Source organism: Serratia sp. CC22-02 (genome assembly GCF_900182895.1).
GTDB classification, from domain to species: domain Bacteria; phylum Pseudomonadota; class Gammaproteobacteria; order Enterobacterales; family Enterobacteriaceae; genus Serratia; species Serratia nevei.
Genome location: NZ_FXUD01000004.1, coordinates 327,509 through 350,254 on the forward strand (window position 1 = coordinate 327,509; position 22,746 = coordinate 350,254).

A 22,746-nucleotide genomic window follows, 5' to 3' on the forward strand; every position below is an offset into this window, starting at 1 on the left:
GGCGTTCGGCCTGCGGAGCCTTTCGCCTTACAGCTGAAACGGCACGCGTTTGACGAAGTCCTTTTGAAACGCGTTCGCCTTCTCCCAGGTGCCTTCCATTGCATATTTTTGGCAGATCAGCGTCAGCGTGTGGCGGGCGAAGTGGTAGCTTTGCACCCGAAACAGCTGGCAGCGCTGTGGGTTGTTGATCTCGACGATCAGCCGGTTGTGCAGCTTGCTGAGCGCGTGCAGGTAGCTGTCGTCGTCGCCGTTCTCCAGACACAGATTGGCCATGGTGAGGCTGACGCTGTTGTACCGCTTCAGATGGTCGATATTGCATTCCGGGCGCCGCAGCGCCGCTTCGGCCATATAAAAGTCCACCGTGGCGTCGCGCACGCTGAATTTGTATTCATCAATCTTGCCCAGCAACCATGCGTTGATCGAAAGAGTCATTGGCTTCGCGCTCAAATTCAAATTGAATGATAATCATTATCATATAAACTGCCGCGTTGCCGATCAATCCCGGCGCGGCGTTTTTTTATTGCTCAGGAGGGTAAAAGACCGCCGCCGACCCAACTTAATCCTGAGCGACTAAACTTTAACCTGAGGGCCGCGCGCTTGCGCCGCGCCACGAAATGCCGATAAACGCACATTTACGACAGACAGAATGCAGAAATAGGTATTTTCTATGAATGTTTAGATCGGCAACGCACCGCAGCGCTGTAACGCTGACGGGCCACCGGGGAGTGCGGTACGGTGATGCAGGATAGATAACGAATTCATAGGGATAGCATGCACACCTTGCCGCCTGACGCCGCAAGCCGCCACGGGTGTCCCGTTGGCTTGCCGCGCGCCGCAGCGAAAAACCGCGCTCGCGGCGGATACCCCCGCAAAACAAACGGTTGAAGTGATAATCGTTATCACTAACATATAAGCAACCCAGATTGGCTGTGGCCAAACACGAGTGTGAGGTAGACCCTATGCAAACGGAAAATGTCGGCACTTTTTCTCTGGATGAAAATGTCTGGCAAGGCATTTCGCTCAGCGACAGCGCCGTACGACAAATAACGAAACTGATGCAGCAGGATCCGCAGGTGAAAGGGCTGCAGCTAGGGGTGAAACAATCCGGCTGCGCCGGCTTTGCCTATGTGCTGGATCTGACCCGCGAACCCGCCGATGACGATCTGCTGTTTGAGCGCGACGGCGCCAAACTCTATGTGCCGCTGAAGGCTATGCCGTTCATCGACGGCACCACGGTAGATTATGTCCGCGAAGGGCTGAATCAGATATTCAAATTCAATAACCCTAAAGCTCAGCATGCCTGCGGGTGCGGCGAGAGCTTTGGCGTTTGAGCGATGCAATCAACATGACACGAAGCAATGTAGAAATGCCTAATGAAGTGCAGGCTTGGGTCAGCGAAGGTCGCTACAAAGAAGGTTTCTTCACCCAGCTGGCAACCGATGAGTTGGCCAAAGGCATCAACGAAGAGGTGGTGAGAGCCATCTCGGCCAAGCGCAACGAACCCGAGTGGATGCTGGAATTCCGCCTCGAGGCCTACCGTGCCTGGCTGCAGATGGAAGAGCCGCACTGGCTGAAGGCCAATTACGATCGCCTGAACTACCAGGACTACAGTTACTATTCGGCGCCGTCCTGCGGCAGCTGCGACGATGCCTGCGGTTCGCAACCCGGCGCCGAGCAGCAACCGGGCGCGGCGACGGAAAAAGATTACCTGACCAGCGAAGTGGAGCTGGCGTTCAATCAGCTCGGCGTGCCGGTGCGCGAGGGCAGCGAGGTGGCGGTGGACGCCATCTTCGACTCGGTCTCGGTCGCTACCACTTACCGTGAAAAACTGGCGGAAAGCGGGGTGATCTTCTGCTCGTTCGGCGAAGCGATCCAGGAATACCCGGATCTGGTGCGTCAGTACCTGGGCCGCGTGGTGCCCTCCAACGATAACTTCTTCGCCGCGCTGAACGCCGCGGTGGCCTCCGACGGCACCTTCGTCTATGTGCCGAAAGGCGTGCGCTGCCCGATGGAGCTGTCGACCTATTTCCGTATCAACGCCGCCAAAACCGGCCAGTTCGAGCGCACCATCCTGATCGCCGACGAAGGCAGCTATGTCAGCTACATCGAAGGCTGCTCGGCCCCGGTGCGCGACAGCTACCAGCTGCACGCGGCGGTGGTGGAAGTGATCCTGCATAAAGACGCTGAAGTGAAATACTCGACGGTGCAGAACTGGTTCTCCGGCGGCGAGAGCAAGGGCGGCATCCTCAACTTCGTCACCAAGCGCGCGCTGTGCGAAGGCGCCGGCTCGAAAATGTCCTGGACCCAGTCGGAAACCGGCTCGGCCATCACCTGGAAATACCCGAGCGTGATTTTGCAGGGCGACAATTCGATCGGCGAATTCTTCTCGGTGGCGCTGACCAGCGGCCATCAGCAGGCGGACACCGGCACCAAGATGATCCACATCGGCAAAAACACCAAGTCGACCATCATCGCCAAAGGCATCTCCGCCGGCCACAGCGAGAACACCTATCGCGGCCTGGTGAAAATCCTGCCGGGGGCGGAAAACGCCCGTAACTTTACCCAGTGCGACTCGATGCTGATCGGGCCGGACAGCGGTGCCCACACGTTCCCTTACGTTGAAGCGCGCAACAACAGCGCTCAGCTGGAGCACGAAGCCACCACCTCGAAGATCGGCGACGACCAGCTGTTCTACTGCCTGCAGCGCGGCATCAGCGAGGATGACGCCATTTCGATGATCGTCAACGGTTTCTGCAAGGACGTTTTCTCCGAGCTGCCGCTGGAGTTCGCCGTCGAGGCGCAGAAACTTCTGGCCATCAGCCTGGAACACAGCGTGGGTTAATCGCCGCATTTTTAGCGCCGTCGGCGCTATCTGAGGACACAGCATGTTAAGCATCAAGAATTTGAAAGTCAGCGTGGAAGGCAACGAGATCCTCAAGGGATTGGATCTGGAGATCAAACCGGGCGAAGTGCACGCCATCATGGGGCCGAACGGCTCGGGCAAGAGCACGCTGTCCGCCACGCTGGCTGGGCGTGAAGAGTACGAAGTGACCGAAGGGGAAGTCACCTTCAAGGGCAAGGATCTGCTGGAGCTGGATCCGGAAGATCGCGCCGGCGAAGGCGTGTTCCTGGCCTTCCAGTACCCGGTGGAGATCCCTGGCGTCAGCAACCACTTCTTCCTGCAGACGTCGGTCAACGCGGTGCGCAAATACCGCGAGCAGGAGCCGCTGGATCGCTTTGACTTCGCCGATTTCATCGAAGAGAAAATCGCGCTGCTGGATATGCCGGCCGATCTGCTGACCCGTTCGGTCAACGTCGGCTTCTCCGGCGGTGAGAAAAAACGCAACGATATTCTGCAGATGGCGGCGCTGGAGCCGGATCTGTGCATTCTCGATGAAACCGACTCGGGCCTGGACATCGACGCGCTGAAGATCGTCGCCAACGGCGTCAACTCGCTGCGGGACGGCAAGCGCGCCTTTATCATCGTGACCCACTATCAGCGCATTCTGGACTACATCAAACCGGATTACGTACACGTGCTGTCCCAGGGGCGTATCGTTAAATCCGGCGATTTCTCGCTGGTGAAACAGTTGGAGGAGCAGGGCTATGGCTGGCTTACCGACCAACAGTAATTCAAACGCGCTGCAGCAGCTGTATCGCCTGTTCGAAGGCCGCGGCGGCGAGCGTTCGCCGCATGCGCTGGCGCACTGGCAGCAGGCGCTGCGCCTCGGCTGGCCGACGCGCAAGCATGAAAACTGGAAATACACGCCGCTGGAGAGCCTGCTGGAGCAGCAGTTCCTCGATCCGCAGCCCGCGCCGGTGAGCGCAGAGCAGCTTGAGGCGCTGGCGCTCGGCATCGATGCCTGTCGGCTGGTGTTTATCGACGGCCGCTACAGCGCCGCGCTCAGCGATGGCGATCTGGGCGACTACCAGTTCGAGTTGACCGCCTACGGCACGCCGCAGGCGCTGCCGGAGCCGATCCAGCCGGAGATTTTCCTGCACCTGACCGAAAGCCTGGCGCAGGAAACCAGCCTGATTCGCTTGCCGGCCGGCAAGGCCCCGGCCCGCCCGCTGTACCTGCTGCACATCAGCAGCGGACGCGGCGCCACCGGGGAAGTGAACACCGTGCATCATCGTCACCATCTGGAGATCGGGCGCGGCGCCGAGGCGGAAGTGATTGAACACTATGTCAGCCTGGGCGAGGCCGCGCACTTCACCGGCGCGCGCCTGACCGCCAACGTGGCGGACAACGCCGGGCTGTTGCACTGCAAGCTGGCGTTTGAGAGCCAGCCGAGCTACCACTTTGCCCATAACGATCTGGTTATCGGCCGCGACGCGCGGGTGAAAAGCGACAGCTTCCTGTTGGGTGCCGGCCTGACGCGGCACAACACCAGCGCACAGCTGAACGGCGAAGGCGCAAACCTGGTGATCAACAGCCTGGTGCTGCCGGTGGGCAAAGAGATCTGCGATACCCGCACCTATCTGGAGCACAACAAAGGCTATTGCGAAAGCCGCCAGCTGCATAAAACCGTGGTCAGCGATCGCGGCAAGGCGGTGTTCAACGGCATGATCAAAGTGGCCAAGCACGCGATCAAAACCGACGGCCAGATGACCAACCATAACCTGCTGTTGGGTAAGGTGGCGGAAGTGGATACCAAGCCGCAGCTGGAGATCTACGCCGACGACGTCAAATGCAGCCACGGCGCCACCGTGGGGCGTATCGATGAAGAGCAGCTGTTCTATCTGCAGTCGCGCGGCATCGACAAACACGCGGCGCAGCAGATGATCATCTTTGCCTTCGCCGCCGAGCTGACCGAAGGCATCGCCAACGACATCATCCGGGAACGGGTGCTGGCGCGCATCGCCCAGCGTCTGCCGGGGGAGGCTGCATGAGTTATCCGATTGAACGCGTGCGCAGCGATTTTCCACTGCTGGCGCGTGAGGTGAACGGCCAACCGCTGGCCTATCTCGACAGCGCCGCCAGCGCGCAGAAACCGCAGGCGGTGATCGACCGCGAGCTGGAGTTCTACCGCCACGGTTATGCGGCGGTGCATCGCGGCATCCACACCCTGAGCGCCGAGGCGACTCAGCAGATGGAAGCGGTGCGGGAGCAGGCGGCGCGCTTTATCAACGCCGCCTCGGCGGAAGAGATGGTGTTCGTCAAAGGCACCACCGAAGGCATCAATCTGGTGGCCAACAGCTTTGGCCGCCACCTGCTGCAGCCGGGCGATGCGATTCTCATCACCGAGATGGAGCACCACGCCAACATCGTGCCGTGGCAGATGCTGGCGGAGGAGCGCGGGCTGCAGCTGCGGGTGTGGCCGCTACAGCCGGACGGTACGCTGGATCTGGCGCGGCTGCCGGAACTGGTCGATGCGTCCTGTAAACTGCTGGCGCTGACCGAGGTCTCCAACGTGCTGGGCACCGTCAACCCGGTGCGCGACATTATCGCCCGCGCCAGAGCCCTGGCGCCGAATTTGACGGTGCTGGTGGACGGCGCGCAGGCGGTGATGCACCAGCGCGTCGATGTCCAGGCGCTGGACTGCGATTTTTATGTGTTTTCCGGCCACAAGCTGTACGGTCCTTCCGGCATCGGCATGCTGTATGGCCGCCAGGCGCTGCTGCAGCAGATGCCGCCGTGGGAAGGGGGCGGCTCGATGATCCGCCAGGTCAGCCTGACGGCGGGCACCACCTTCGCCGATCCGCCGTGGCGCTTCGAGGCCGGTTCGCCGAACACCGCCGGCATCATGGGGCTGGGGGCGGCGTTTGATTACGTTGAAGCCCTGGGCCTGAATGCGATCCACGATTATGAACAGTCGCTGATGCACTACGCGCTGAAGGCGCTCAGCCAGGTGCCGACGCTGAAAGTCTATGGCCCGGCCCATCGCGCCGGGGTGATCGCCTTCAATCTGGGGGAACACCATGCCTATGACGTCGGCAGCTTCCTCGATCAGTACGGCATCGCCATTCGCACCGGCCATCACTGCGCCATGCCGCTGATGGCGTTTTATCAGGTGCCGAGCATGTGCCGCGCTTCGCTGGCGTTATATAATACCCGCGAAGAGGTGGACCGGCTGGTGGCCGGGCTGCAACGCATTCATCAGCTATTAGGCTAGGCCGGGGCGCGTCCCCGGCGGTACAAAAGGATCCCCATGGCGAATTTGCCGGACAAAGATAAATTGGTGCGAAATTTCTCCCGCTGTTTGAACTGGGAGGAGAAATACCTGTACGTGATTGAACTCGGCGCCAAATTGCCGCCGCTGGACGAGGCTGAGCGGCAGGCCGGCAACCTGATCTCCGGCTGTCAGAGCCAGGTGTGGATTGTGATGCGCCTCGATGAGCAAGGGCAGGTCGAGTTTCACGGCGACAGCGACGCGGCGATCGTCAAAGGCCTGCTGGCGGTGGTGTTTATTCTGTATCGCCAATTGACGCCGCAGCAGATTGTCGAGCTCGACGTGCGGCCGTTTTTCGCCGAGCTGGCGCTCAGCCAACACCTGACGCCTTCGCGTTCACAGGGGCTGGAGGCGATGATCCGCGCCATTCGCAGTAAAGCCGCGCAGCTGGCCTGAGCCTGAACGCCCCCGTTCTTGAGGGCTCATTGATACATTCGTTTTGTCAATGAGCCTTTACAATCCACGCTTTCCCCCCAGATAACATCCCCAATTCAGTGATATTTCAGCAGCTTATCCGTTGACGTTTCGTTGACAATCAACGGCGGTGATTACGTTATAACGTGTTGATTTTTAGAGAACTTATTGCCTTTGATGCCAGCGTTGCTAGTATTAATCAGGTATTGTCTGATTTACCCGCCGCCGGGCGCTCGTTAGCCTTGGGGACGAACCGTCATAAAAAATATAGGGATGATAATGAAACGTGCGTTGAGTTTAATGGGCATGGTCTTCGCCACCGTATTGGCCGGCACGCAGGCCGCCAGTGCGACCGAGTACCCGCTGCCGCCGCCGGACAGCCGTCTGATCGGTGAAAACACCACTTATACCGTGCCAAACGACGGCCGTCCGCTGGAGGCGATCGCCGCCGACTACAAGATTGGCCTGCTGGGCATGCTGGAAGCCAACCCCGGCACCGACCCGTTCCTGCCTAAGCCGGGTACGGTGCTGACCATTCCGACCCAAATGCTGCTGCCTGATACCAAGCGTGAAGGGATCATCGTCAACCTGGCCGAGCTGCGCCTTTACTACTATCCGAAAGGCGAGAACAAAGTGATCGTCTATCCGATCGGTATCGGCCAGACCGGGATGCACACGCCGCTGGAAGTGACCTCCGTGAGCCAGAAGATCCCCAACCCGACCTGGACGCCTACCGCCAACATCCGCAAACGCTATCAGTCCCAGGGCGTGACGCTGCCTGCGGTGGTGCCGGCCGGCCCTGAGAACCCGATGGGGCTGTTCGCCCTGCGTCTGGCGATGGGGCGCGGTGAATACCTGATCCACGGCACCAATGCCAACTTCGGGATCGGCATGCGAGTCAGCTCCGGCTGTATTCGTCTGCGTCCGACGGATATCGAAGCGCTGTTCAACCAGGTGCCACGCGGTACGCGGGTGCAGGTGATCAACGATCCGGTGAAGATTTCGGTTGAGCCGGACGGCAAACGCTATGTGGAAGTGCACCAGCCGCTGTCGCGGGTAGAAAGCGACGATCCGCAGACCATGCCGATTGCGTTGTCTAAAGCGGAGAAAGCCTTCGCTGCAGATGGGCAAACCGATCGCGCCGTGTTCGATAGCGCGGTTGTACGCCGTTCTGGCATGCCGGTGCTGGTCAACGTGGGGGAGAACCCGTCTGAGGTGAGTTTAACGCCTGTAGCGGCGCCTGCGGCGAATAAGAGCCCATTCAAGGCAGCGCCAATCAGTTCAGTGAACTAAGTTTGCAGGACTGAGCGGTCGAAGAGGGGTTCAGCGTGCTGAGCCTCTTTTTTTTGCCTGCCGAAGGAGAACCCCCGGGCCGATGAGCAGGCAAAAAAAACGGCGCACAATGTGCGCCGTTTTCAATAACCAAAGCTAACTTACTTTTTGTAAGCGTGAGCTTGGTTGTCCAGACGCTGGTTAGCGCGTGCTGCGTCGTCTTTAGCCGCTTGAACGTCAGAACGCATTGCGTTCACGTCGTTGCTCAGCTGATCAACTTTAGCGTTCAGAGTCTGAACGTCAGAAGACAGTTGATCGATTTTAGCGTTGCTAGAGCAGCCAGCCAGCAGAGTGGAACCCAGGATTACCGCGCCCAGTACCAGTTTAGTACGATTCATTATAACACCCTCTAGATTGAGTTAATCTCCATGTAGCGTTACAAGTATTACACAAACTTTTTTCGAAAGAGAATAATTTTTTAGTGTTGAGGTGCTTTATTTTGATCGTTCGCTCAAACTTGCATCTGGTTTTACAAATTAGTTAAAAAAACGAGGGAAAACAGCCGGCTTCCATGGGACTACTCCGATTTGTTATTAGCTAAATAATGAGCGGATCGCGGTTGCGTTTTGAGAAAAATAGTTTACTGCCGATAAAAAAAACGCCGCAAAGCGGCGTTTTGATCAAGGTAATTATGTCACGTTTTATATTACAGCACGTGTACCGAGGCGGTGTTGGTAGTGCCGCTCGGCACCAGCGCGCCGGAAACCATCACCACAACGTCGCCTTTCTGCGCCAGGCCGCTGGCCAGCGCTGCTTCTTTACCGATGCGGTAGAAGTCGTCGGTAGAGGCGATTTCCTTGACCATCTGCGGGATAACGCCCTTGCTCAGCACCAGCTGATGCGCGGTGGTTTCATTGGTGGTCAGCGCCAGGATCACTGCGTTCGGGAAGTATTTACGCACGGATTTCGCTGACTTGCCGCCGCTGGTGGCGACGACGATCAGCGGCGCGTCCAGTTTCTCGGCGGTTTCTACCGCACCGCGGCACACCGCTTCGGTGATGCGCAGCTTGCGACGGTCGTTCAGGGTATCGATGCGGCTAGGCATCACGCGATCGGTACGCTCGCAGATGGTGGCCATGATGTTGACCGCTTCCAGCGGGTATTTGCCCTTGGCGCTCTCGCCGGACAGCATGACGGCATCGGTACCGTCCAGGATGGCGTTGGCAACGTCGCCGGCTTCCGCGCGGGTAGGGCGCGGGTTCTTGATCATGGAGTCGAGCATCTGGGTGGCGGTGATCACCACTTTACGCGCGCGGTTACATTTCTCGATCATCATCTTCTGGGCGAAGATCACTTCTTCGACCGGGATCTCGACGCCCAAGTCGCCACGGGCAACCATGATGCCGTCGGACGCTTCGAGGATCTCGTCGAAGTTGTTAAGGCCTTCCTGGTTTTCGATCTTGGAGATGATCTGGATCTGCTCGCCGCCGTGGGCTTTCAGGTGTTCGCGGATCTCCAGCACGTCGGAGCGCTTGCGGATGAAGGATGCCGCCACGAAGTCGACGCCTTGTTCGCAGCCGAAGATCAGGTCGCGTTTGTCTTTTTCGGCCAGCGCAGGCAGCTGGATGGAAACGCCCGGCAGGTTGACGCCCTTGTTCTCGCCGAGATCGCCGTTGTTCAGCACCTTACAAATGACTTCGTTTTCGGTCACGTTGGTGACTTCCATGCCGATCAGGCCGTCGTCTACCAGCACGGTGTTACCGATCTTCAGGTCGGCGGCGAAGCCGGCGTAGGTGACCGCTACGCGATCGCTGTTGCCGATCACGCTCTGGTCGGTGGTGAAAGTGAAGGTTTGGCCGGCGACCAGCGAGGCGTCTTTACCGCCTTCCAGTTTCATGGTGCGAATTTCCGGGCCTTTGGTATCCAGCAGGATGCCGGCATTGATACCGGTTTTCGCCATCACGGCGCGCATGTTCTTGATGCGGTTGCCGTGCTCTTCATAGTCGCCGTGAGAGAAGTTGAGACGCATCACGTTCATGCCCGCATTGAGCAGGTTGGTCAGCATTTCTTCCGATTCGGTTTTTGGACCGATGGTACAAACAATTTTGGTCTTTTTCATGGCGGAGTTTTCTACAAGTTGTGATGGATAAAAAAACGAATTTGACCGGCGCGGTTTACGCCGGTAGGGAATTTGGGCCGTGCCTGGTGGTGAAAAACATAGTTAAGGATAGGTGACGACAGTTGAAGCGGGGCGGAAAAATTCAGCCCGCGCGGGGGCGCGGAGATGCTGCGCAACGGGGTAAGATCAGATCGTGTTGTTATAGCGTTTTCGCAGATCAAGGGCTGAAACCATTCAACTGATAGACGTTGCGCATTATAAAGGCTAAGCGGTGGGAAACAAAATAAAAAACCGCGGCGGCGCGGCGGATATGTCAAAACGGGGACAAATGTGGCGCAAATGCAACGCGTTGCGGGCCGCTTGTTGCGCAAATAACCATGCTGTAAATACAGGTTTAACGCGTTTGGGGAATTTCCAGCAGCACGCCGGCGCTCAGGCAGAAGCAGCCGCTGGCGACGTTGGCCGGCAATATCAGGCTCTCGCCGGCCCGTACCACCCGGGTGTCACCGCCGAGGGTAAACTCGAATTCACCGGAGATCACCCGGGTTTGCCGCGCGTGCGGGGGCTTTTGCAGCTGGCCGAAGGCGCCGGCCTCGAAACGCACTTCTGCCGCCGGTGAACCGTCGCTCATCACGCCTTCACGGCGGGCAAGGCCATTGTCGAGCGATAAAAAGACGGTTTTGGCGGTAAAGGTGGTCATGTGGCGTTCCTGGTGGCTGATGGCGGTAGCACGGCGCGATCGACATAAAAGTACAGGCGGTCGGGCAGAGACGAAACAACGGGAAGTATAACGCGATAGGGGGAGAGATGAATCAGCAATATGGTGCGTCCGAGTGGACTCGAACCACCGACCCCCACCATGTCAAGGTGGTGCTCTAACCAACTGAGCTACGGACGCACTGCACTGCTTCTGAAATTTGGTGCGTCCGAGTGGACTCGAACCACCGACCCCCACCATGTCAAGGTGGTGCTCTAACCAACTGAGCTACGGACGCATCTTTTCCTGTCTGTCATGGCTGACAGCGGGGACGAATATTAACGAGCTACCCGCGTGCTGGCAAGGGGAAAAGCGCAATTTTATTCGGTATTTCACGCGATTGCTGAGGTTGTGCGCAGTCCGGCGTTTTTTTCCGCAAACCGCAGCCCGGCCGGGGATGAAACCGGCCGGGCGCGGGCTCAGCGCGTGGATCGCTGCAGGATGACGGCGGTCGGCTGTTTCTGCAGCCAGCGCATGCGTAGCGCCATCATGATGGCGGCGAAGGTCAGGCCGATGATAAAGCCGATCCAGAAACCGCTTGGCCCCATTGCCGGCACCACCACATCGGTTAACGCCAGCAGATAGCCGCTCGGCAGGCCCAACACCCAATAAGCGATGAAGGTGATAAAGAAGATCGCGCGGGTGTCTTTATAACCACGCAGCACGCCGCTGCCGATCACCTGGACAGAATCCGAGATTTGGTACAGCGCCGCCAGCAGCATCAGCTGCGACGCCATCGCCACCACCGCCGGGCTGTCGTTGTACAGCAGGGCGATCGGTTCGCGGAAGGTGGCGGTAAACAGCGCGGTGCAGACGGCCATGGTGATGCCGACGCCGATGGCGGAGTAGGCGGCGACACGGGCGCCTTCAACCGAACCTTCCCCCAGACGGTAACCGACGCGGATGGTGGCGCCGACGCCCAGCGACAGCGGCAGCACGAACATCAGCGCGCTGAAGTTAAGCGCGATCTGGTGGCCGGCGACTGCAACGATCCCCAGCGGCGAAACCAGCAGCGCCACCACGGCGAACAGCGTGACTTCGAAGAACAGCGCCAGCGCCACCGGCATGCCGATGCCGATCAAGCGCTTCAGCGCCGCCCAGTCTGGGCCGCCGAGATCGCCTGCCTGGCGTTTGATGTCGCGCTGCGAGGGCGCGCGCTTCACGTACCAGCGCATCATCAGGAACATGATCCAGTAGACGCTGCCGGTGGCGACGCCACAGCCGACGCCACCCAGCTCCGGCATGCCGAACTTGCCGTAGATGAAGATGTAGTTGATCGGGATATTCACCAGCAGGCCGAGGAAGCCGATCACCATGCCGGGCTTGGTTTTGGACAGGCCTTCGCACTGGTTGCGCATCACCTGGAAGAACAGGTAACCCGGCGCTCCCCACATGATGGCGTGCAGATAACCGACGGCTTTATCCGCCAGCTGCGGGTCGATGTTGTGCATCATGTCGATGACGAACTTGCAGTTATACAGCACCACGATCAGCAGCACGGACACGCCGGAAGCCAGCCAAAAACCCTGGCGCACCTGGTGAGCGATGCGATCGCGCCGCCCGGCGCCGTTAAGCTGGGCGATAACCGGGGTCAGTGCCAGCAGCAGGCCGTGGCCGAACAGGATGGCCGGCAGCCAGATTGAAGTGCCGACCGCAACCGCCGCCATGTCGGTGGCGCTGTAGGCGCCGGCCATGATGGTATCCACCACGCCCATGGCGGTTTGCGATATTTGCGCGATGATGACCGGGATAGCGAGAGCCAATAAACTACGCGCTTCAATTAAGTACTTCTGCACGCATACACCTTTCTATTTATATATGTGGGAGGGAGGGCTGCCGCGAGAGGACAACAATTAAAATAGCGGAATTTTGTCAAAAATATTGTACCTGCTCGGCGTCGTTAAGCAAACGCCGCAGATAAATAGTTATTAAATGCGCAGGCGCGCGTTTTTTGCCTACGCGGATTTGGTTTTCAGCGCCAACTGGGGCAAACTGCCGGGAGCGTTTTAACCTATTAGTAAGAAGAGGCACATATGTTCACCGGTATCGTACAAGGCACCGCGCCGCTGGTCGCCATTGATGAGAAACCCAATTTCCGCACCCACGTGATCGAGATGCCTGCCGAGCTGTTGCCGGGGCTGGAGCTGGGCGCGTCGGTGGCCCATAACGGCTGCTGCCTGACCGTGACCGCGGTGGAAGGCAACCGCGTCAGCTTCGATTTGATCAAGGAAACGCTGCGCCTGACCAACCTCGGCGATCTGGCGCTGGGCGACATCGTCAATATCGAGCGCGCGGCGAAGTTCAATGACGAAATTGGCGGTCATTTGATGTCCGGCCATATTATCTGCACGGCGGAAGTGGCCAAGATTTATACGTCAGAAAATAACCGCCAGGTATGGCTGCGCATGCCGAATGCGGAATTGATGAAATATGTGCTGCACAAAGGTTTCATCGGCATCGACGGCATTAGCCTGACCATCGGCGAAGTGGTGAATAATCGTTTCTGTGTGCACCTGATCCCGGAAACGCTGGATCGCACCACGCTGGGTAAGAAACGCCTGGGCGATAAGGTGAACATCGAAATCGATCCGCAAACGCAGGCGGTGGTGGATACCGTCGAGCGCGTGCTGGCCAACCGGGAAGCGACGCTGGCGGCGGCGATGGCGCCGGCGCACAAAGACTGACAGCGATTCTGGCGTTGCCGCCGGCATCGAATCATAAGCAGAGAGGAGAAACGCGTGAAGTTTTATGGGAAAACGTTGTTGTTAACCGCGTTGCTGGCGCTGAGCGCCTGCAGCAGCTCACCTGAGCAGGGCGCCGGCGCGCAAATGGCCGATGCGGACGATACCTGCGGCGCTTCGCAGTATCAAAACTTCGTCGGTAAGCCGATGACCTCGCTGGAAGGCGTGCGGATCGACGCCAAGGTGCGCGCCATTCCGTACAACTCTGCCGTTACCATGGATTTCAACCTGCGCCGCCTGAACTTCCTTGGCGATAGCAACGATAAAATCATTCGCGTTTATTGCGGTTAACCCGCAGCATCCGAAAGAGCAAAAAAAAGCCCCGGCGATGATGTTACCGGGGCTTTTTTATTGGGGAAACGTTCAGCGCGCGACGCGAATGCCGCCTTCAACGCCTTTCGGGCTGAACACCACCTGCCACAGCTGCAGATCGCGCGCCCGGAACGCGCCGGCGCAGGCGTTCAGGTAGTAGCTGAACATCCGCTCGAAGCGTTCGGAATAGCGCGGGGCAAGCTGCGGCCACGCCTGTTTGAAGCGCTCGAACCAGGCCATCAGCGTGCGGTCGTAGTCGGCGCCGATGTTGTGCCAGTCTTCCATCACGAAATGGCCCTCGCTGGCTTCGGCAATATGGCTCACTGAAGGCAGGCAGCCGTTCGGGAAAATGTACTTGTTGATCCACGGATCGACGTTCATATCGGTCTTGTTGGAGCCGATGGTGTGCAGCAGGAACAGGCCGTGCGGCGCCAGATTGCGTTCTACCACGTTGAAATAGGTGCGGTAGTTTTTCGGCCCGACGTGCTCGAACATGCCGACCGAGACAATGCGATCGAACTGCTGATGCAGATCGCGGTAATCCTGCAGCAGGATCTGCACATCCAGCCCGGCGCAGCGCGCCTGAGCCAGCTTCTGCTGTTCGGCAGAAATGGTTACGCCGACCACTGACACGCCGTAATGCTTCGCCGCATAGGCGGAAAGACCGCCCCAGCCGCAGCCGATGTCCAGCAGGCGCATACCTGGCTGCAGCTGCAGTTTTTCGCAGATCATCCGCAGCTTCGCTTCCTGCGCTTCCTCCAGCGTAGTAGCGTCTTTCCAGTAGCCGCAGGAATATTGCATGTAAGGATCGAGCATCAGGGTAAACAGATCGTTGCCGAGATCGTAATGTTCTTTGCCGACGATCCAGGCGCGCTTTTTCGATTGCAGGTTGGTCAGGCGCGCGGCGGCGATACGCAGGGTATCTTTCAGGTGGTGGGGGAGTTTCTTCTCCAGCCCGGCGCTGACCACGCGCTGGAAGAACATATCCAGCCGTTCGCACTCCCACCAACCGTCCATGTAGCTTTCGCCCAGGCCCAGCGACCCTTGCTGCAGGACGCGTTTAAAGAAATCGGGGTTTTTAACCTGAATATCGAAAGGGCGCGATCCGTTGATTTCAATGCCGGCCAGACCGAGCATTTCGTGCGCGATACGGTACCACTGATTGTCCTGGATGCTCAGATCTTCTATACACGATGAACTCATAGCTTCTCCATCACCTTCTTCTGACTGATGACCCGTTAGGAAACAGCTTAGACAATTTCTGCGGGTGCATACGTTTACCGGCGGAAAATAGGCCCGCGGCGTCTGATATCCGACTATGAACAGAGGAAATTTAAAGAAACGACCCGGCGCGAACGGCGCGGGATAAACGCATCCTTAAAAAAGAGTGTGACGCAAAGCGCGTACACAAGTGCTAATTGAGATATAGAGATTATAAGGTGTTACTTTACAAGGTTGTTTTTGAGTATAGGCGTGCCGAGGCGTTGACTCAACTGTAAATCGCACTCGGCACGCATATTCTTTAAGTGATTATTAAACTTGGTAATTATGACGCTGAGTTAGCATGTTCCCGCTGCGCCTTTTGCTGCGCGTCAACTGCTTTTCCCCGCTGCAGGAAATACCCCAGCGCGGCCAGGATCACCGTCGATACCATTACCGTCACCGTCGCCAACAGCGGCTGGGCAATGAACGCCGACACCAGCATGCTCGCCACAAAACACAGCCCCAGCTGCAGCGTATTTTGCAGCGCGGCGGCCTTGCCACTGCTTTCCGGGAACGGCATCAGCGCATTCGCCACCATGATCGGATAGCCGGCGCCGTTGACCAGCGCCATCACGCAGAACGGGATCAGCAGCGTGGTGAGCGTCGGTGCGGTCAGGGTCGCCACCAGATACAGCGCCACCATGCTGACACCATAAGCTACCAGCAGCCACGGCAGCAGGGTTTTGCCATTGATGCGCTTGAGCGCGGCGCGGCAGCCATAGCCCCCCAGCAGGAAAGCCAGCGTCTGCGGCACATAGCTCAGACCGATGTCGCTCGGGCCATAGCCCATATCACCGAGGATGAACGGCGAGCCGGTCAGCCAGGCGAAGAAGCCTGCCGAGCAGGCGGCGTACATGGTGACGTTGCCGCTGAACACCGGGGATTTCAACAGTCGCCAGAAGCTGACGCCGTTTTTTGGCGCCTCGGCGGTGGGCTGCGTTTTGGCGCGCTCTTTGAGCATCAGCGTCGGCAGCAGCAGCAGTACGGTGATGGCCAGCAGCACGGCGAAGATCGCGCGCCAGCTGGCGTGGTTCAACAGCCAGGCGCCCAGCAGCGGCGCCAGCGCCGGCGACAGCGCCACCAGCGGCATGATGGTGGCGAATACGCGATTGGCCTGGCCTTCGCGATAGCGGTCGACCACCAGCGCTTGCCAGATGGCGGCGGCGGAACAGACGCCGACGGCCTGAATAAAGCGCAGGATCCAGAGCTGCACGGCGTTCTCTACCCACAGCATGCCCAGGCAACCGAAGGCGAACAGCGTCAGGCCGATCAATAATACCGGTTTGCGGCCCAGACGGTCGGAGAGCGGCCCCCACAGCAGCTGCGCGAAGGCGAAGCCGGCCAGGAAGATGCTCAGGCTGGCGCTCACCGCGCCGGCGGAAATTTGCAGTTCTTCCCGCATGGCGCCGAAGGCGGGCAGGTACATATCGGTCGCCAGATAACCCAGCATGCTCAGGCCGGCGAGGTAGAACATAAAGCCAAAGGAATTTCGCATGGTATTTCTCGTTAATATTTTAATGTCGCAGGTTTTTAGCGCCGGCCAGTGTATCCGGCTGGATCTCTGCTTGTGAAACGGTAATATTTGCAAAGTGCTGTTAAAAAAATTGAAGGCAAAGCGATGTGGTCTGAATATTCTCTTGAAGTGGTCGACGCGGTGGCGCGCACCGGCAGTTTCAGCGCGGCGGCGCAGGAACTGCACCGGGTGCCGTCGGCGGTGAGCTATACCGTACGGCAGCTGGAGCAATGGCTGGCGGTGCCGCTGTTCGAGCGGCGTCACCGCGATGTGGAGTTGACGCCGGCCGGCGCGCTGTTTATCAAGGATGCGCGAGTTGTTATCAAAAAAATGCTCGACACCCGTCGCCACTGTCAGCAGGTGGCCAACGGGTGGCGCGGCCAGCTGAATATCGCGGTGGACATCATCGTCAAACCGCAGCGCAGTCGCCAACTGGTGCTGGATTTCTACCGTCATTTCCCCGACGTCGAACTGATGCTGCAACCCGAGGTGTTCAACGGCGTGTGGGATGCCTTGGTGGACGGCAGGGCGGACATGGCAATCGGCGCGACCCGTGCGGTGCCGGTCGGCGGCGGCTTTGCCTTCCGCGACATGGGCTATATGAACTGGCTGTGCGTGGTCAGCCCGCAGCACCCGCTGGCGCAACTGACAGGGCCGCTGAATGACGATCAGCTGCGGCCGTACCCTTCGCTTTGCCTGGAGGACACCTCGCGCAATCTGCCCAAGCGCGTCACCTGGACGCTGGATAACCAGCGGCGGCTGGTGGTGCCGGACTGGACTTCGGCGCTCGACTGTTTGTGCGCCGGGCTGTGCGTCGGCATGATGCCGGCACATCGGGCGCTGCCGCGGGTGCAGCGCGGTGAGCTGAAGGCGTTGCAGCTGCAGCAGCCGTTTCCCGCCAGCCCTTGCTGCCTGACCTGGCAGCAGGATAAACCCTCACCGGCGATGAGCTGGCTGCTGGCGTATCTGGGCGATGGGGAGACGCTGAACCAGGAGTGGCTGAGCGAGGCGGAACCGGAAGCCGCGCAGGCTTCCGGCGCGGGGGATTAGCGGCGGTAGTCGATGAACGGACCGTCGGCGACCGAGCGGCGTTCAATCAGCTTCGGATGCACTTCGATCACCTGCGACTCTTCGCGTTTGCTGATGATGCGATCCAGCAGCATGGTGAAGGCCATTTCGCCCAGGCGTTCTTTAGGCTGGTGAATGGTGGTCAGCGCCGGGGTGAAGTAGCGGGCGTTACGCACGTTGTCGTAGCCGATCACGGAAATATCCTGCGGCACCCGCAGCCCCAGCTCGTCGGCGGCGCAGATGGCGCCCATCGCCATGATGTCGCCGCCGCAGAATACCGCGGTCGGCCGCTGCTTTTGCGACAGGATTTGGTGCATCGCCTTGTAGCCGGACTCCGGCTCGAAGTCACCCTGGACGATCCACTCTTCGCGAATGTCGATATGCGCTTCCTGCAGTGCCTTCATAAAGCCCTGGTGACGGCCGCCGCCGGTATTGCGCGACAGTTGGCCCGGAATGGCGCCGATATCGCGGTGGCCGCGCTCGATCAGGTAACGGCCGGCCAGATAGCCGCCTTCGAACGCGTTATCGATGATGGTATCGGTGAAGTCGCCGCGCGCGGCGCCCCAGTCCATCACCACCATCGGGATATTGCGGTAGTCTTCCAGCATGCCCAGCAGCTGATCGGGGTACTCGGAGCACATGACCAGCAGGCCGTCGACGCGCTTTTGCGCCAGCATCGCCAGGTAGGCGCGCTGCTTGTCGAGATTGTTGTGCGAGTTGCACAGGATCAGGGTGTAGCCTTTGCTGTAGCAGCTGTTTTCCACCGCCTCGATCACTTCGGCAAAGTAGGGCGCTTCGCTCGAGGTGGCCAGCAGGCCGATCGACTTGGTGTGATTGACTTTCAGGCTGCGCGCCACGGCGCTCGGCGAGTAGTGCAGCTCTTTGATGGCGGCCCACACGGCCGCTTTGGTCTCTTCGGCGACGAAACGAGTCTTATTGATGACGTGCGAAACGGTGGTGGTGGAAACGCCCGCGCGTTTGGCCACATCTTTAATCGTTGCCATGTAAGGAATGACTCCTGAACTCACATGTTTACAGCATGTAAGTGTGATGTTAATCGTTTGCCTACGTAGATCCTTCTCCAGAGAAGCGAAAACTGAGTTTTTAGTGTGTTGAAGTCTTCAGCGCTTAATCAGGAGGGGCATGGATGCCGGTACGCAGTTGTGAACTGCGAATTTTGTCGCATATTGAACAAAAGTGGAAGAGGTAATCGAGATTATAAACCGGGAAATGATAACAAGATTTTATCGGCGAACTGTGGGAAAATGATTTGACGTACTAATTGTGCGCCTTTTATCCTTAGGAAAGCCCATTTTAAAGGAGTTGTCATGGATACCGAATTGAAGATGTCGCTGTTCACCACCGTCTGCGCATTGGCGGTCATTATCGCTTTCAGCTTCGTTGCCGCGTTGAACTGATTTACCCCCGGTTATAAAAAAGGCGCAGCCTGGCTGCGCCTTATCACCTCAGAACCTGCGCTTACGCCAGGTTTTCCGCTGCGAAGGTCCAGTTGACCAACGCCCAGAAGTTTTCCAGGTATTTTGGACGCGCATTGCGGTAATCGATGTAATATGCGTGTTCCCACACGTCAACGGTCAGCAGTGGTTTGTCTTCACCGGTCAGCGGGGTGGCCGCGTTGGAGGTGTTGACGATCGCCAGCGCGCCGTCCGGTTTTTTCACCAGCCAGGTCCAGCCTGCACCGAAGTTTTTCACTGCGGCATCGGTGAACTGCTCTTTGAACGCAGCGAAAGAGCCGAAGGATTTGACGATTGCCGCCGCCAGTTCGCCCTGCGGTTCACCGCCGCCCTGTGGCGACAGGCAGTGCCAGTAGAAGGTGTGGTTCCACACCTGCGCAGCGTTGTTGAAGACGCCGCCGTTAGAGGTCTTGATGATCTCTTCGAGCGATTTGCCTTCGAACTCGCTGCCTTTCACCAGGTTGTTCAGGTTAACCACGTAGGTGTTGTGGTGTTTGCCGTAGTGGTATTCCAGGGTCTCGGCGGAGATGTGCGGCTCGAGCGCGTTTTTCTCATACGGTAATGCAGGTAATTCAAACGACATTGCTTCCTCCTTTACAGCGCCATTCGCTTCCCGCCGGGGCGAGAGCCGTATGGGCCGTTTTTTATTGTGGTCATTCAATCTTAACAATTTTCATCATAAAAAACAGGAGGAAAAGCGAGAAATGCGCGTGGGGAAGTGCGATGGGCGATAGCTTGAGCAGGCGGTTGCGACCGGGGCCGCAACCGCGCAGAACAGGGCATTAACGAATGGTTTTCGGCGTCACTACGCGGCGTGCGCCGATGTAGTGGTTCTGCCAATAGTCGTTGTCGAGCTGACTGATGCGGATCTCTTCACCGGTGCGCGGCGACTGGATGAACTTGCCGTTACCGAGGTAGACGCCGACATGGTCCGCCACGCCGCGGTTGTTGATGCGGAAGAACACCAGATCGCCGCTTTCCAGTTCGCTTTTCTTGATCGGCGCCGCATCGCGCAGGTGATACATCTCGTTGGCGGTGCGCGGCATCTTGATTTTCACTACGTCTTTATAGGCGTAATAGATAAGGCCGCTGCAATCGAAGCCGGTGCGCGGCGAGCTGCCGCCCCAGCGGTAAGGTTTGCCCATCTGTCCCATCAGCTTGGCCATCGCGGTCTGCTTGGCGTGCTGGTAGCGTTTTTTGTGCGCGGGGCTGAGTTTCAACGGCTTTTCTTCACGCGCCAGTTTGGCGGTGGCCATACCGGCTTCGCGGTGGCGACCATAGCCTTTTTTATAGCCTTTTTTCGGCGGGGTGACTTTAATCTTGGCGGTTTTCTGCGCTTTGGCCTTGGGTTTGGCGCTGACGATCTTTTTCGCGCTTTTCTCGCTTTTTGCCTTGGCGGTCTTGGTTTTTTTCTCGGGGGCCGTCACTTTGGCTTTTTTGGCGGCTTTGTCCGCTTTCTTTTTTCTGCGGTCATCGGGCCGCGCTTCATTGGCATGGCTTTTACGCTGCTCGGCGGCAACACGCGCCTGTGGCGCAGCGTGCGCCAAATTGAAGAAGAGCTGCGTAAACAGCAGCGCAAAGAGCGTAAGAATTAAACGCATGTCGACGTCACCAACCTTGGCCCCGAAACGGATATCGAAAGAGTTACAGTATTCCCGAATTTCGCCATATAAAACAGCGAAGAACTCATAAATAATAATCCATATTGTGAGAAAACGTTAATGACATTTTTTTTGGTTCAAAATCAGCCTGTTGATGTATGAAAAAGCGCCAGTTGGCGGTGGGGATATAATTAATCCGCGCCGTCATCGCGACGCAATATATTAGTGAAATGGTCGGATTAAAAATGTTATTCTCGACGTATGTTTTGACCGGAATGACGTGGCCGGTGAAACGCGATCGGCGGCGGGCGAATATCCTTGCAAAAGATGGCGTTTTCTTGCGACTGTTCCAGCCGCTACAATAGCCCGCGTGATGCATGTTGTAGCCATGAAATGTGGCTTGAGGAAGCAATAAATGACGACGACACTTGAAAAAATTCAGCACCAGATCGCTGAAAACCCGATTCTGCTGTACATGAAAGGTTCGCCTAAGCTGCCGAGCTGCGGCTTCTCCGCACAGGCTGTGCAAGCGCTGTCCGCCTGCGGCGAGCGTTTCGCCTACGTGGATATTCTGCAAAACCCGGACATCCGCGCCGAGCTGCCAAAATACGCCAACTGGCCGACGTTCCCGCAGCTGTGGGTAGACGGTGAGCTGGTAGGCGGTTGCGATATCATCATCGAAATGTATCAGCGCGGCGAACTGCAGCAGCTGATCAAAGAAACTGCGGAAAAGTATAAAGCGCAGGAAGACCAACAGTCTTAATCGACAGGCTTGCGGTTATCGCGCAATGGGCGGCGCCAGTGCAAACTGGGCCGCCTTTTTTATTGGGCTTATTCGGCGAGGTCGCCGGCGGGCAGCGGCCAGCCGCCGAGACGTTTCCAGCGGTTAACCAGCTCGCAAAACAGCAGGGCGGTTTGTTCGGTGTCGTACAGGGCGGAGTGCGCCTGGCTGCTGTCGAACGGCATGCCGGCGGCGATGCAGGCTTTCGCCAGCACCGTTTGGCCCAGCACCAGGCCGCTCAGCGCGGCGGTGTCGAAGGTGGCGAACGGATGGAACGGGTTGCGCTTCAGGCCGGCGCGCTCGGCCGCGGCCATCAGGAAGCTGTGATCGAAGTTGGCGTTGTGTGCCACGATAATGGCCCGGTTGCAACCGCGATCCTTGAGCCCTTTGCGCACCGCTTTGAAAATGGCGTGCAGCGCGTCATATTCGCTGACCGCGCCGCGCAGCGGGTTGTGCGGATCGATGCCGTTGAACGCCAGCGCTTCCGGCTGCAGGTTGGCGCCCTCGAAAGGCTCCACGTGGAAGTGCAGGGTCTCGTCCTGCTGCAGCCAGCCGTCTTCATCCATTTTCAGCGTGACGGCGGCGATCTCCAGCAACGCATCGGTATTGGCGTTGAAGCCGGCGGTTTCAACATCTATTACTACGGGATAAAACCCACGAAAACGACCACTCAGGGCGTTAAGATCACTTTTCTCGGCCATCAGTTTCTTATCTTCATCGAATGCAGCGCGCATTATGGCAAATTTTGCGCCCGGTTGCAGGCGCTATCGCGCGGAGAATCAGCAGGGCGCAGCGCGCCCTGAAGGGGAGGCTTAGTGGCCGAGGCCCTGACCGGCATGTTTATTTTCGATCAGCTCGATTTTGTAGCCGTCCGGATCTTCGACGAAGGCGATGACCGTGGTACCGCCTTTCACCGGGCCGGCTTCGCGGGTGACCTTGCCGCCTGCTCGGCGGATGCTGTCGCAGGTGGCGGCAACGTCGTCCACGCCCAGCGCCAGGTGGCCGAAGGCGGTGCCCATATCGTAGCTGTCGGTGCCCCAGTTATAGGTCAGTTCGATAACCGCGCCTTCGCTCTCTTCCGTATAGCCGACGAAAGCCAGCGAGTATTTGTACTCTGGATTTTCGCTGGTGCGCAGCAGGCGCATGCCTAATACCTTGGTGTAGAAGTCGATGGCGCGTTGCAGGTCACCGACGCGGATCATGGTATGGAGTAAGCGCATAATTCCTCTGAATTGGCTGTGCCGTGGCAGACGGCGG

General features: G+C 58.4%; 24 protein-coding genes and 2 tRNA genes. 12 read left to right on the forward strand and 14 right to left on the reverse strand.

Features of this window, described 5'->3' with window-relative positions:
* Window positions 1–27 precede the first annotated feature (27 nt).
* On the reverse strand, window positions 28–432 hold the full coding sequence (locus tag QOL81_RS16215; RefSeq protein ID WP_047727659.1) for a hypothetical protein: 405 nt from the start codon (window positions 430–432) through the stop codon (window positions 28–30).
* Between the two features lie 527 nt (window positions 433–959).
* On the opposite strand from QOL81_RS16215, the gene sufA reads away from it, so the two are divergent.
* From sufA to QOL81_RS16250, 7 genes are all read left to right on the forward strand, one after another.
* Window positions 960–1,331 carry a Fe-S cluster assembly scaffold SufA gene (gene sufA, locus QOL81_RS16220; RefSeq protein ID WP_004931368.1) on the forward strand — a complete coding sequence of 124 codons (372 nt, stop codon included), beginning with the start codon at window positions 960–962 and terminating at the stop codon, window positions 1,329–1,331.
* A 14-nt stretch (window positions 1,332–1,345) separates the two neighbouring features.
* Window positions 1,346–2,842, forward strand: a complete 1,497-nt coding sequence (gene sufB / locus QOL81_RS16225; RefSeq protein ID WP_033638360.1) for a Fe-S cluster assembly protein SufB — start codon at window positions 1,346–1,348, stop codon at window positions 2,840–2,842.
* 43 nt (window positions 2,843–2,885) lie between these two features.
* Window positions 2,886–3,632 carry a Fe-S cluster assembly ATPase SufC gene (sufC, locus tag QOL81_RS16230; protein WP_004931365.1) on the forward strand — a complete coding sequence of 249 codons (747 nt, stop codon included), beginning with the start codon at window positions 2,886–2,888 and terminating at the stop codon, window positions 3,630–3,632.
* On the forward strand, window positions 3,607–4,893 hold the full coding sequence (gene sufD / locus QOL81_RS16235; protein WP_060419193.1) for a Fe-S cluster assembly protein SufD: 1,287 nt from the start codon (window positions 3,607–3,609) through the stop codon (window positions 4,891–4,893). Before sufC ends, sufD begins: the two co-directional genes overlap by 26 nt.
* The gene (gene sufS / locus QOL81_RS16240) at window positions 4,890–6,116 is read left to right on the forward strand and encodes a cysteine desulfurase SufS (protein ID WP_060419190.1); all 1,227 of its coding nucleotides are present in this window, start codon (window positions 4,890–4,892) and stop codon (window positions 6,114–6,116) included. The genes sufD and sufS overlap by 4 nt, the downstream gene beginning before the upstream one ends.
* A gap of 36 nt (window positions 6,117–6,152) precedes the next feature.
* Window positions 6,153–6,569, forward strand: a complete 417-nt coding sequence (sufE, locus tag QOL81_RS16245; RefSeq protein WP_060419188.1) for a cysteine desulfuration protein SufE — start codon at window positions 6,153–6,155, stop codon at window positions 6,567–6,569.
* Between the two features lie 297 nt (window positions 6,570–6,866).
* Window positions 6,867–7,880, forward strand: a complete 1,014-nt coding sequence (locus QOL81_RS16250) for a L,D-transpeptidase family protein (protein WP_060440060.1) — start codon at window positions 6,867–6,869, stop codon at window positions 7,878–7,880.
* A gap of 140 nt (window positions 7,881–8,020) precedes the next feature.
* Here the strand turns inward: QOL81_RS16250 and QOL81_RS16255 are convergent, their stop codons facing one another.
* From QOL81_RS16255 to QOL81_RS16280, 6 genes are all read right to left on the reverse strand, one after another.
* Window positions 8,021–8,257, reverse strand: coding sequence for a major outer membrane lipoprotein (locus QOL81_RS16255; RefSeq protein ID WP_004931354.1), 237 nt, complete (start codon window positions 8,255–8,257; stop codon window positions 8,021–8,023).
* A 308-nt stretch (window positions 8,258–8,565) separates the two neighbouring features.
* On the reverse strand, window positions 8,566–9,978 hold the full coding sequence (pykF, locus tag QOL81_RS16260; protein ID WP_060419184.1) for a pyruvate kinase PykF: 1,413 nt from the start codon (window positions 9,976–9,978) through the stop codon (window positions 8,566–8,568).
* 394 nt (window positions 9,979–10,372) lie between these two features.
* On the reverse strand, window positions 10,373–10,678 hold the full coding sequence (locus tag QOL81_RS16265; protein ID WP_159317956.1) for a cupin domain-containing protein: 306 nt from the start codon (window positions 10,676–10,678) through the stop codon (window positions 10,373–10,375).
* A gap of 121 nt (window positions 10,679–10,799) precedes the next feature.
* Window positions 10,800–10,876 (reverse strand) — tRNA-Val (locus tag QOL81_RS16270).
* Between the two features lie 20 nt (window positions 10,877–10,896).
* Window positions 10,897–10,973: transfer RNA gene (locus tag QOL81_RS16275), tRNA-Val, on the reverse strand.
* A gap of 181 nt (window positions 10,974–11,154) precedes the next feature.
* Window positions 11,155–12,531 carry an MATE family efflux transporter gene (locus QOL81_RS16280; RefSeq protein ID WP_060419181.1) on the reverse strand — a complete coding sequence of 459 codons (1,377 nt, stop codon included), beginning with the start codon at window positions 12,529–12,531 and terminating at the stop codon, window positions 11,155–11,157.
* Window positions 12,532–12,768: 237 nt separating this feature from the next.
* Here QOL81_RS16280 and QOL81_RS16285 point away from each other — a divergent pair, with 237 nt between their 5' ends.
* Together QOL81_RS16285 and QOL81_RS16290 are read left to right on the forward strand one after the other, a co-directional pair.
* Window positions 12,769–13,419: a riboflavin synthase gene (locus tag QOL81_RS16285; RefSeq protein ID WP_016927930.1), complete on the forward strand. Its 651-nt coding sequence runs from the start codon at window positions 12,769–12,771 to the stop codon at window positions 13,417–13,419.
* Between the two features lie 54 nt (window positions 13,420–13,473).
* Window positions 13,474–13,767 carry an I78 family peptidase inhibitor gene (locus QOL81_RS16290; RefSeq protein ID WP_038874785.1) on the forward strand — a complete coding sequence of 98 codons (294 nt, stop codon included), beginning with the start codon at window positions 13,474–13,476 and terminating at the stop codon, window positions 13,765–13,767.
* A gap of 72 nt (window positions 13,768–13,839) precedes the next feature.
* Here QOL81_RS16290 and cfa read toward each other — a convergent pair whose 3' ends face one another.
* Window positions 13,840–14,991: a cyclopropane fatty acyl phospholipid synthase gene (gene cfa, locus QOL81_RS16295; protein WP_038874787.1), complete on the reverse strand. Its 1,152-nt coding sequence runs from the start codon at window positions 14,989–14,991 to the stop codon at window positions 13,840–13,842.
* 343 nt (window positions 14,992–15,334) lie between these two features.
* Entirely contained in the window at window positions 15,335–16,546 is a 1,212-nt protein-coding gene (punC, locus tag QOL81_RS16300) for a purine nucleoside transporter PunC (RefSeq protein ID WP_060419179.1), read from the reverse strand.
* 123 nt (window positions 16,547–16,669) lie between these two features.
* Between punC and punR the strand changes: the two genes are divergently transcribed.
* Window positions 16,670–17,614: a DNA-binding transcriptional activator PunR gene (punR, locus tag QOL81_RS16305; protein WP_060419177.1), complete on the forward strand. Its 945-nt coding sequence runs from the start codon at window positions 16,670–16,672 to the stop codon at window positions 17,612–17,614.
* Here punR and purR read toward each other — a convergent pair.
* Window positions 17,611–18,636 (reverse strand): HTH-type transcriptional repressor PurR, encoded by a 1,026-nt coding sequence (gene purR / locus QOL81_RS16310; protein ID WP_033638375.1) that lies wholly within the window; start codon window positions 18,634–18,636, stop codon window positions 17,611–17,613. The two genes, punR and purR, sit on opposite strands and share 4 nt — an antisense overlap.
* Before the next feature lie 324 nt (window positions 18,637–18,960).
* Here purR and cydH point away from each other — a divergent pair, with 324 nt between their 5' ends.
* Window positions 18,961–19,050 (forward strand): cytochrome bd-I oxidase subunit CydH, encoded by a 90-nt coding sequence (cydH, locus tag QOL81_RS16315; RefSeq protein WP_019455989.1) that lies wholly within the window; start codon window positions 18,961–18,963, stop codon window positions 19,048–19,050.
* 61 nt (window positions 19,051–19,111) lie between these two features.
* On the opposite strand, the gene sodB is transcribed toward cydH, so the two are convergent.
* Window positions 19,112–19,690, reverse strand: a complete 579-nt coding sequence (gene sodB / locus QOL81_RS16320) for a superoxide dismutase [Fe] (RefSeq protein WP_004931333.1) — start codon at window positions 19,688–19,690, stop codon at window positions 19,112–19,114.
* A gap of 199 nt (window positions 19,691–19,889) precedes the next feature.
* Entirely contained in the window at window positions 19,890–20,708 is an 819-nt protein-coding gene (locus QOL81_RS16325; protein WP_048233575.1) for a C40 family peptidase, read from the reverse strand.
* A gap of 415 nt (window positions 20,709–21,123) precedes the next feature.
* Between QOL81_RS16325 and QOL81_RS16330 the strand changes: the two genes are divergently transcribed.
* The gene (locus tag QOL81_RS16330; protein WP_004931329.1) at window positions 21,124–21,471 is read left to right on the forward strand and encodes a Grx4 family monothiol glutaredoxin; all 348 of its coding nucleotides are present in this window, start codon (window positions 21,124–21,126) and stop codon (window positions 21,469–21,471) included.
* Window positions 21,472–21,539: 68 nt separating this feature from the next.
* Here the strand turns inward: QOL81_RS16330 and rnt are convergent, their stop codons facing one another.
* Together rnt and gloA are read right to left on the reverse strand one after the other, a co-directional pair.
* Window positions 21,540–22,223 (reverse strand): ribonuclease T, encoded by a 684-nt coding sequence (gene rnt, locus QOL81_RS16335; RefSeq protein ID WP_038874795.1) that lies wholly within the window; start codon window positions 22,221–22,223, stop codon window positions 21,540–21,542.
* 78 nt (window positions 22,224–22,301) lie between these two features.
* Window positions 22,302–22,709: a lactoylglutathione lyase gene (gene gloA / locus QOL81_RS16340; protein WP_004931325.1), complete on the reverse strand. Its 408-nt coding sequence runs from the start codon at window positions 22,707–22,709 to the stop codon at window positions 22,302–22,304.
* Window positions 22,710–22,746 lie beyond the last annotated feature (37 nt).

Bases quoted from the DNA above. Each gene is read 5' to 3' on its own strand.
- pykF (WP_060419184.1), bottom strand. From the start codon at position 9,978: ATGAAAAAGACCAAAATTGTTTGTACCATCGGTCCAAAAACCGAATCG.
- QOL81_RS16255 (WP_004931354.1), bottom strand. From the start codon at position 8,257: ATGAATCGTACTAAACTGGTACTGGGCGCGGTAATCCTGGGTTCCACT.
- sufS (WP_060419190.1), top strand. From the start codon at position 4,890: ATGAGTTATCCGATTGAACGCGTGCGCAGCGATTTTCCACTGCTGGCG.
- sufE (WP_060419188.1), top strand. From the start codon at position 6,153: ATGGCGAATTTGCCGGACAAAGATAAATTGGTGCGAAATTTCTCCCGC.
- QOL81_RS16265 (WP_159317956.1), bottom strand. From the start codon at position 10,678: ATGACCACCTTTACCGCCAAAACCGTCTTTTTATCGCTCGACAATGGC.
- purR (WP_033638375.1), bottom strand. From the start codon at position 18,636: ATGGCAACGATTAAAGATGTGGCCAAACGCGCGGGCGTTTCCACCACC.
- sufA (WP_004931368.1), top strand. From the start codon at position 960: ATGCAAACGGAAAATGTCGGCACTTTTTCTCTGGATGAAAATGTCTGG.
- rnt (WP_038874795.1), bottom strand. From the start codon at position 22,223: ATGCGCGCTGCATTCGATGAAGATAAGAAACTGATGGCCGAGAAAAGT.
- cydH (WP_019455989.1), top strand. From the start codon at position 18,961: ATGGATACCGAATTGAAGATGTCGCTGTTCACCACCGTCTGCGCATTG.
- QOL81_RS16330 (WP_004931329.1), top strand. From the start codon at position 21,124: ATGACGACGACACTTGAAAAAATTCAGCACCAGATCGCTGAAAACCCG.
- sufB (WP_033638360.1), top strand. From the start codon at position 1,346: ATGACACGAAGCAATGTAGAAATGCCTAATGAAGTGCAGGCTTGGGTC.
- punC (WP_060419179.1), bottom strand. From the start codon at position 16,546: ATGCGAAATTCCTTTGGCTTTATGTTCTACCTCGCCGGCCTGAGCATG.
- sufD (WP_060419193.1), top strand. From the start codon at position 3,607: ATGGCTGGCTTACCGACCAACAGTAATTCAAACGCGCTGCAGCAGCTG.
- QOL81_RS16250 (WP_060440060.1), top strand. From the start codon at position 6,867: ATGAAACGTGCGTTGAGTTTAATGGGCATGGTCTTCGCCACCGTATTG.
- QOL81_RS16325 (WP_048233575.1), bottom strand. From the start codon at position 20,708: ATGCGTTTAATTCTTACGCTCTTTGCGCTGCTGTTTACGCAGCTCTTC.
- punR (WP_060419177.1), top strand. From the start codon at position 16,670: ATGTGGTCTGAATATTCTCTTGAAGTGGTCGACGCGGTGGCGCGCACC.
- QOL81_RS16215 (WP_047727659.1), bottom strand. From the start codon at position 432: ATGACTCTTTCGATCAACGCATGGTTGCTGGGCAAGATTGATGAATAC.
- sodB (WP_004931333.1), bottom strand. From the start codon at position 19,690: ATGTCGTTTGAATTACCTGCATTACCGTATGAGAAAAACGCGCTCGAG.
- QOL81_RS16285 (WP_016927930.1), top strand. From the start codon at position 12,769: ATGTTCACCGGTATCGTACAAGGCACCGCGCCGCTGGTCGCCATTGAT.
- gloA (WP_004931325.1), bottom strand. From the start codon at position 22,709: ATGCGCTTACTCCATACCATGATCCGCGTCGGTGACCTGCAACGCGCC.
- cfa (WP_038874787.1), bottom strand. From the start codon at position 14,991: ATGAGTTCATCGTGTATAGAAGATCTGAGCATCCAGGACAATCAGTGG.
- sufC (WP_004931365.1), top strand. From the start codon at position 2,886: ATGTTAAGCATCAAGAATTTGAAAGTCAGCGTGGAAGGCAACGAGATC.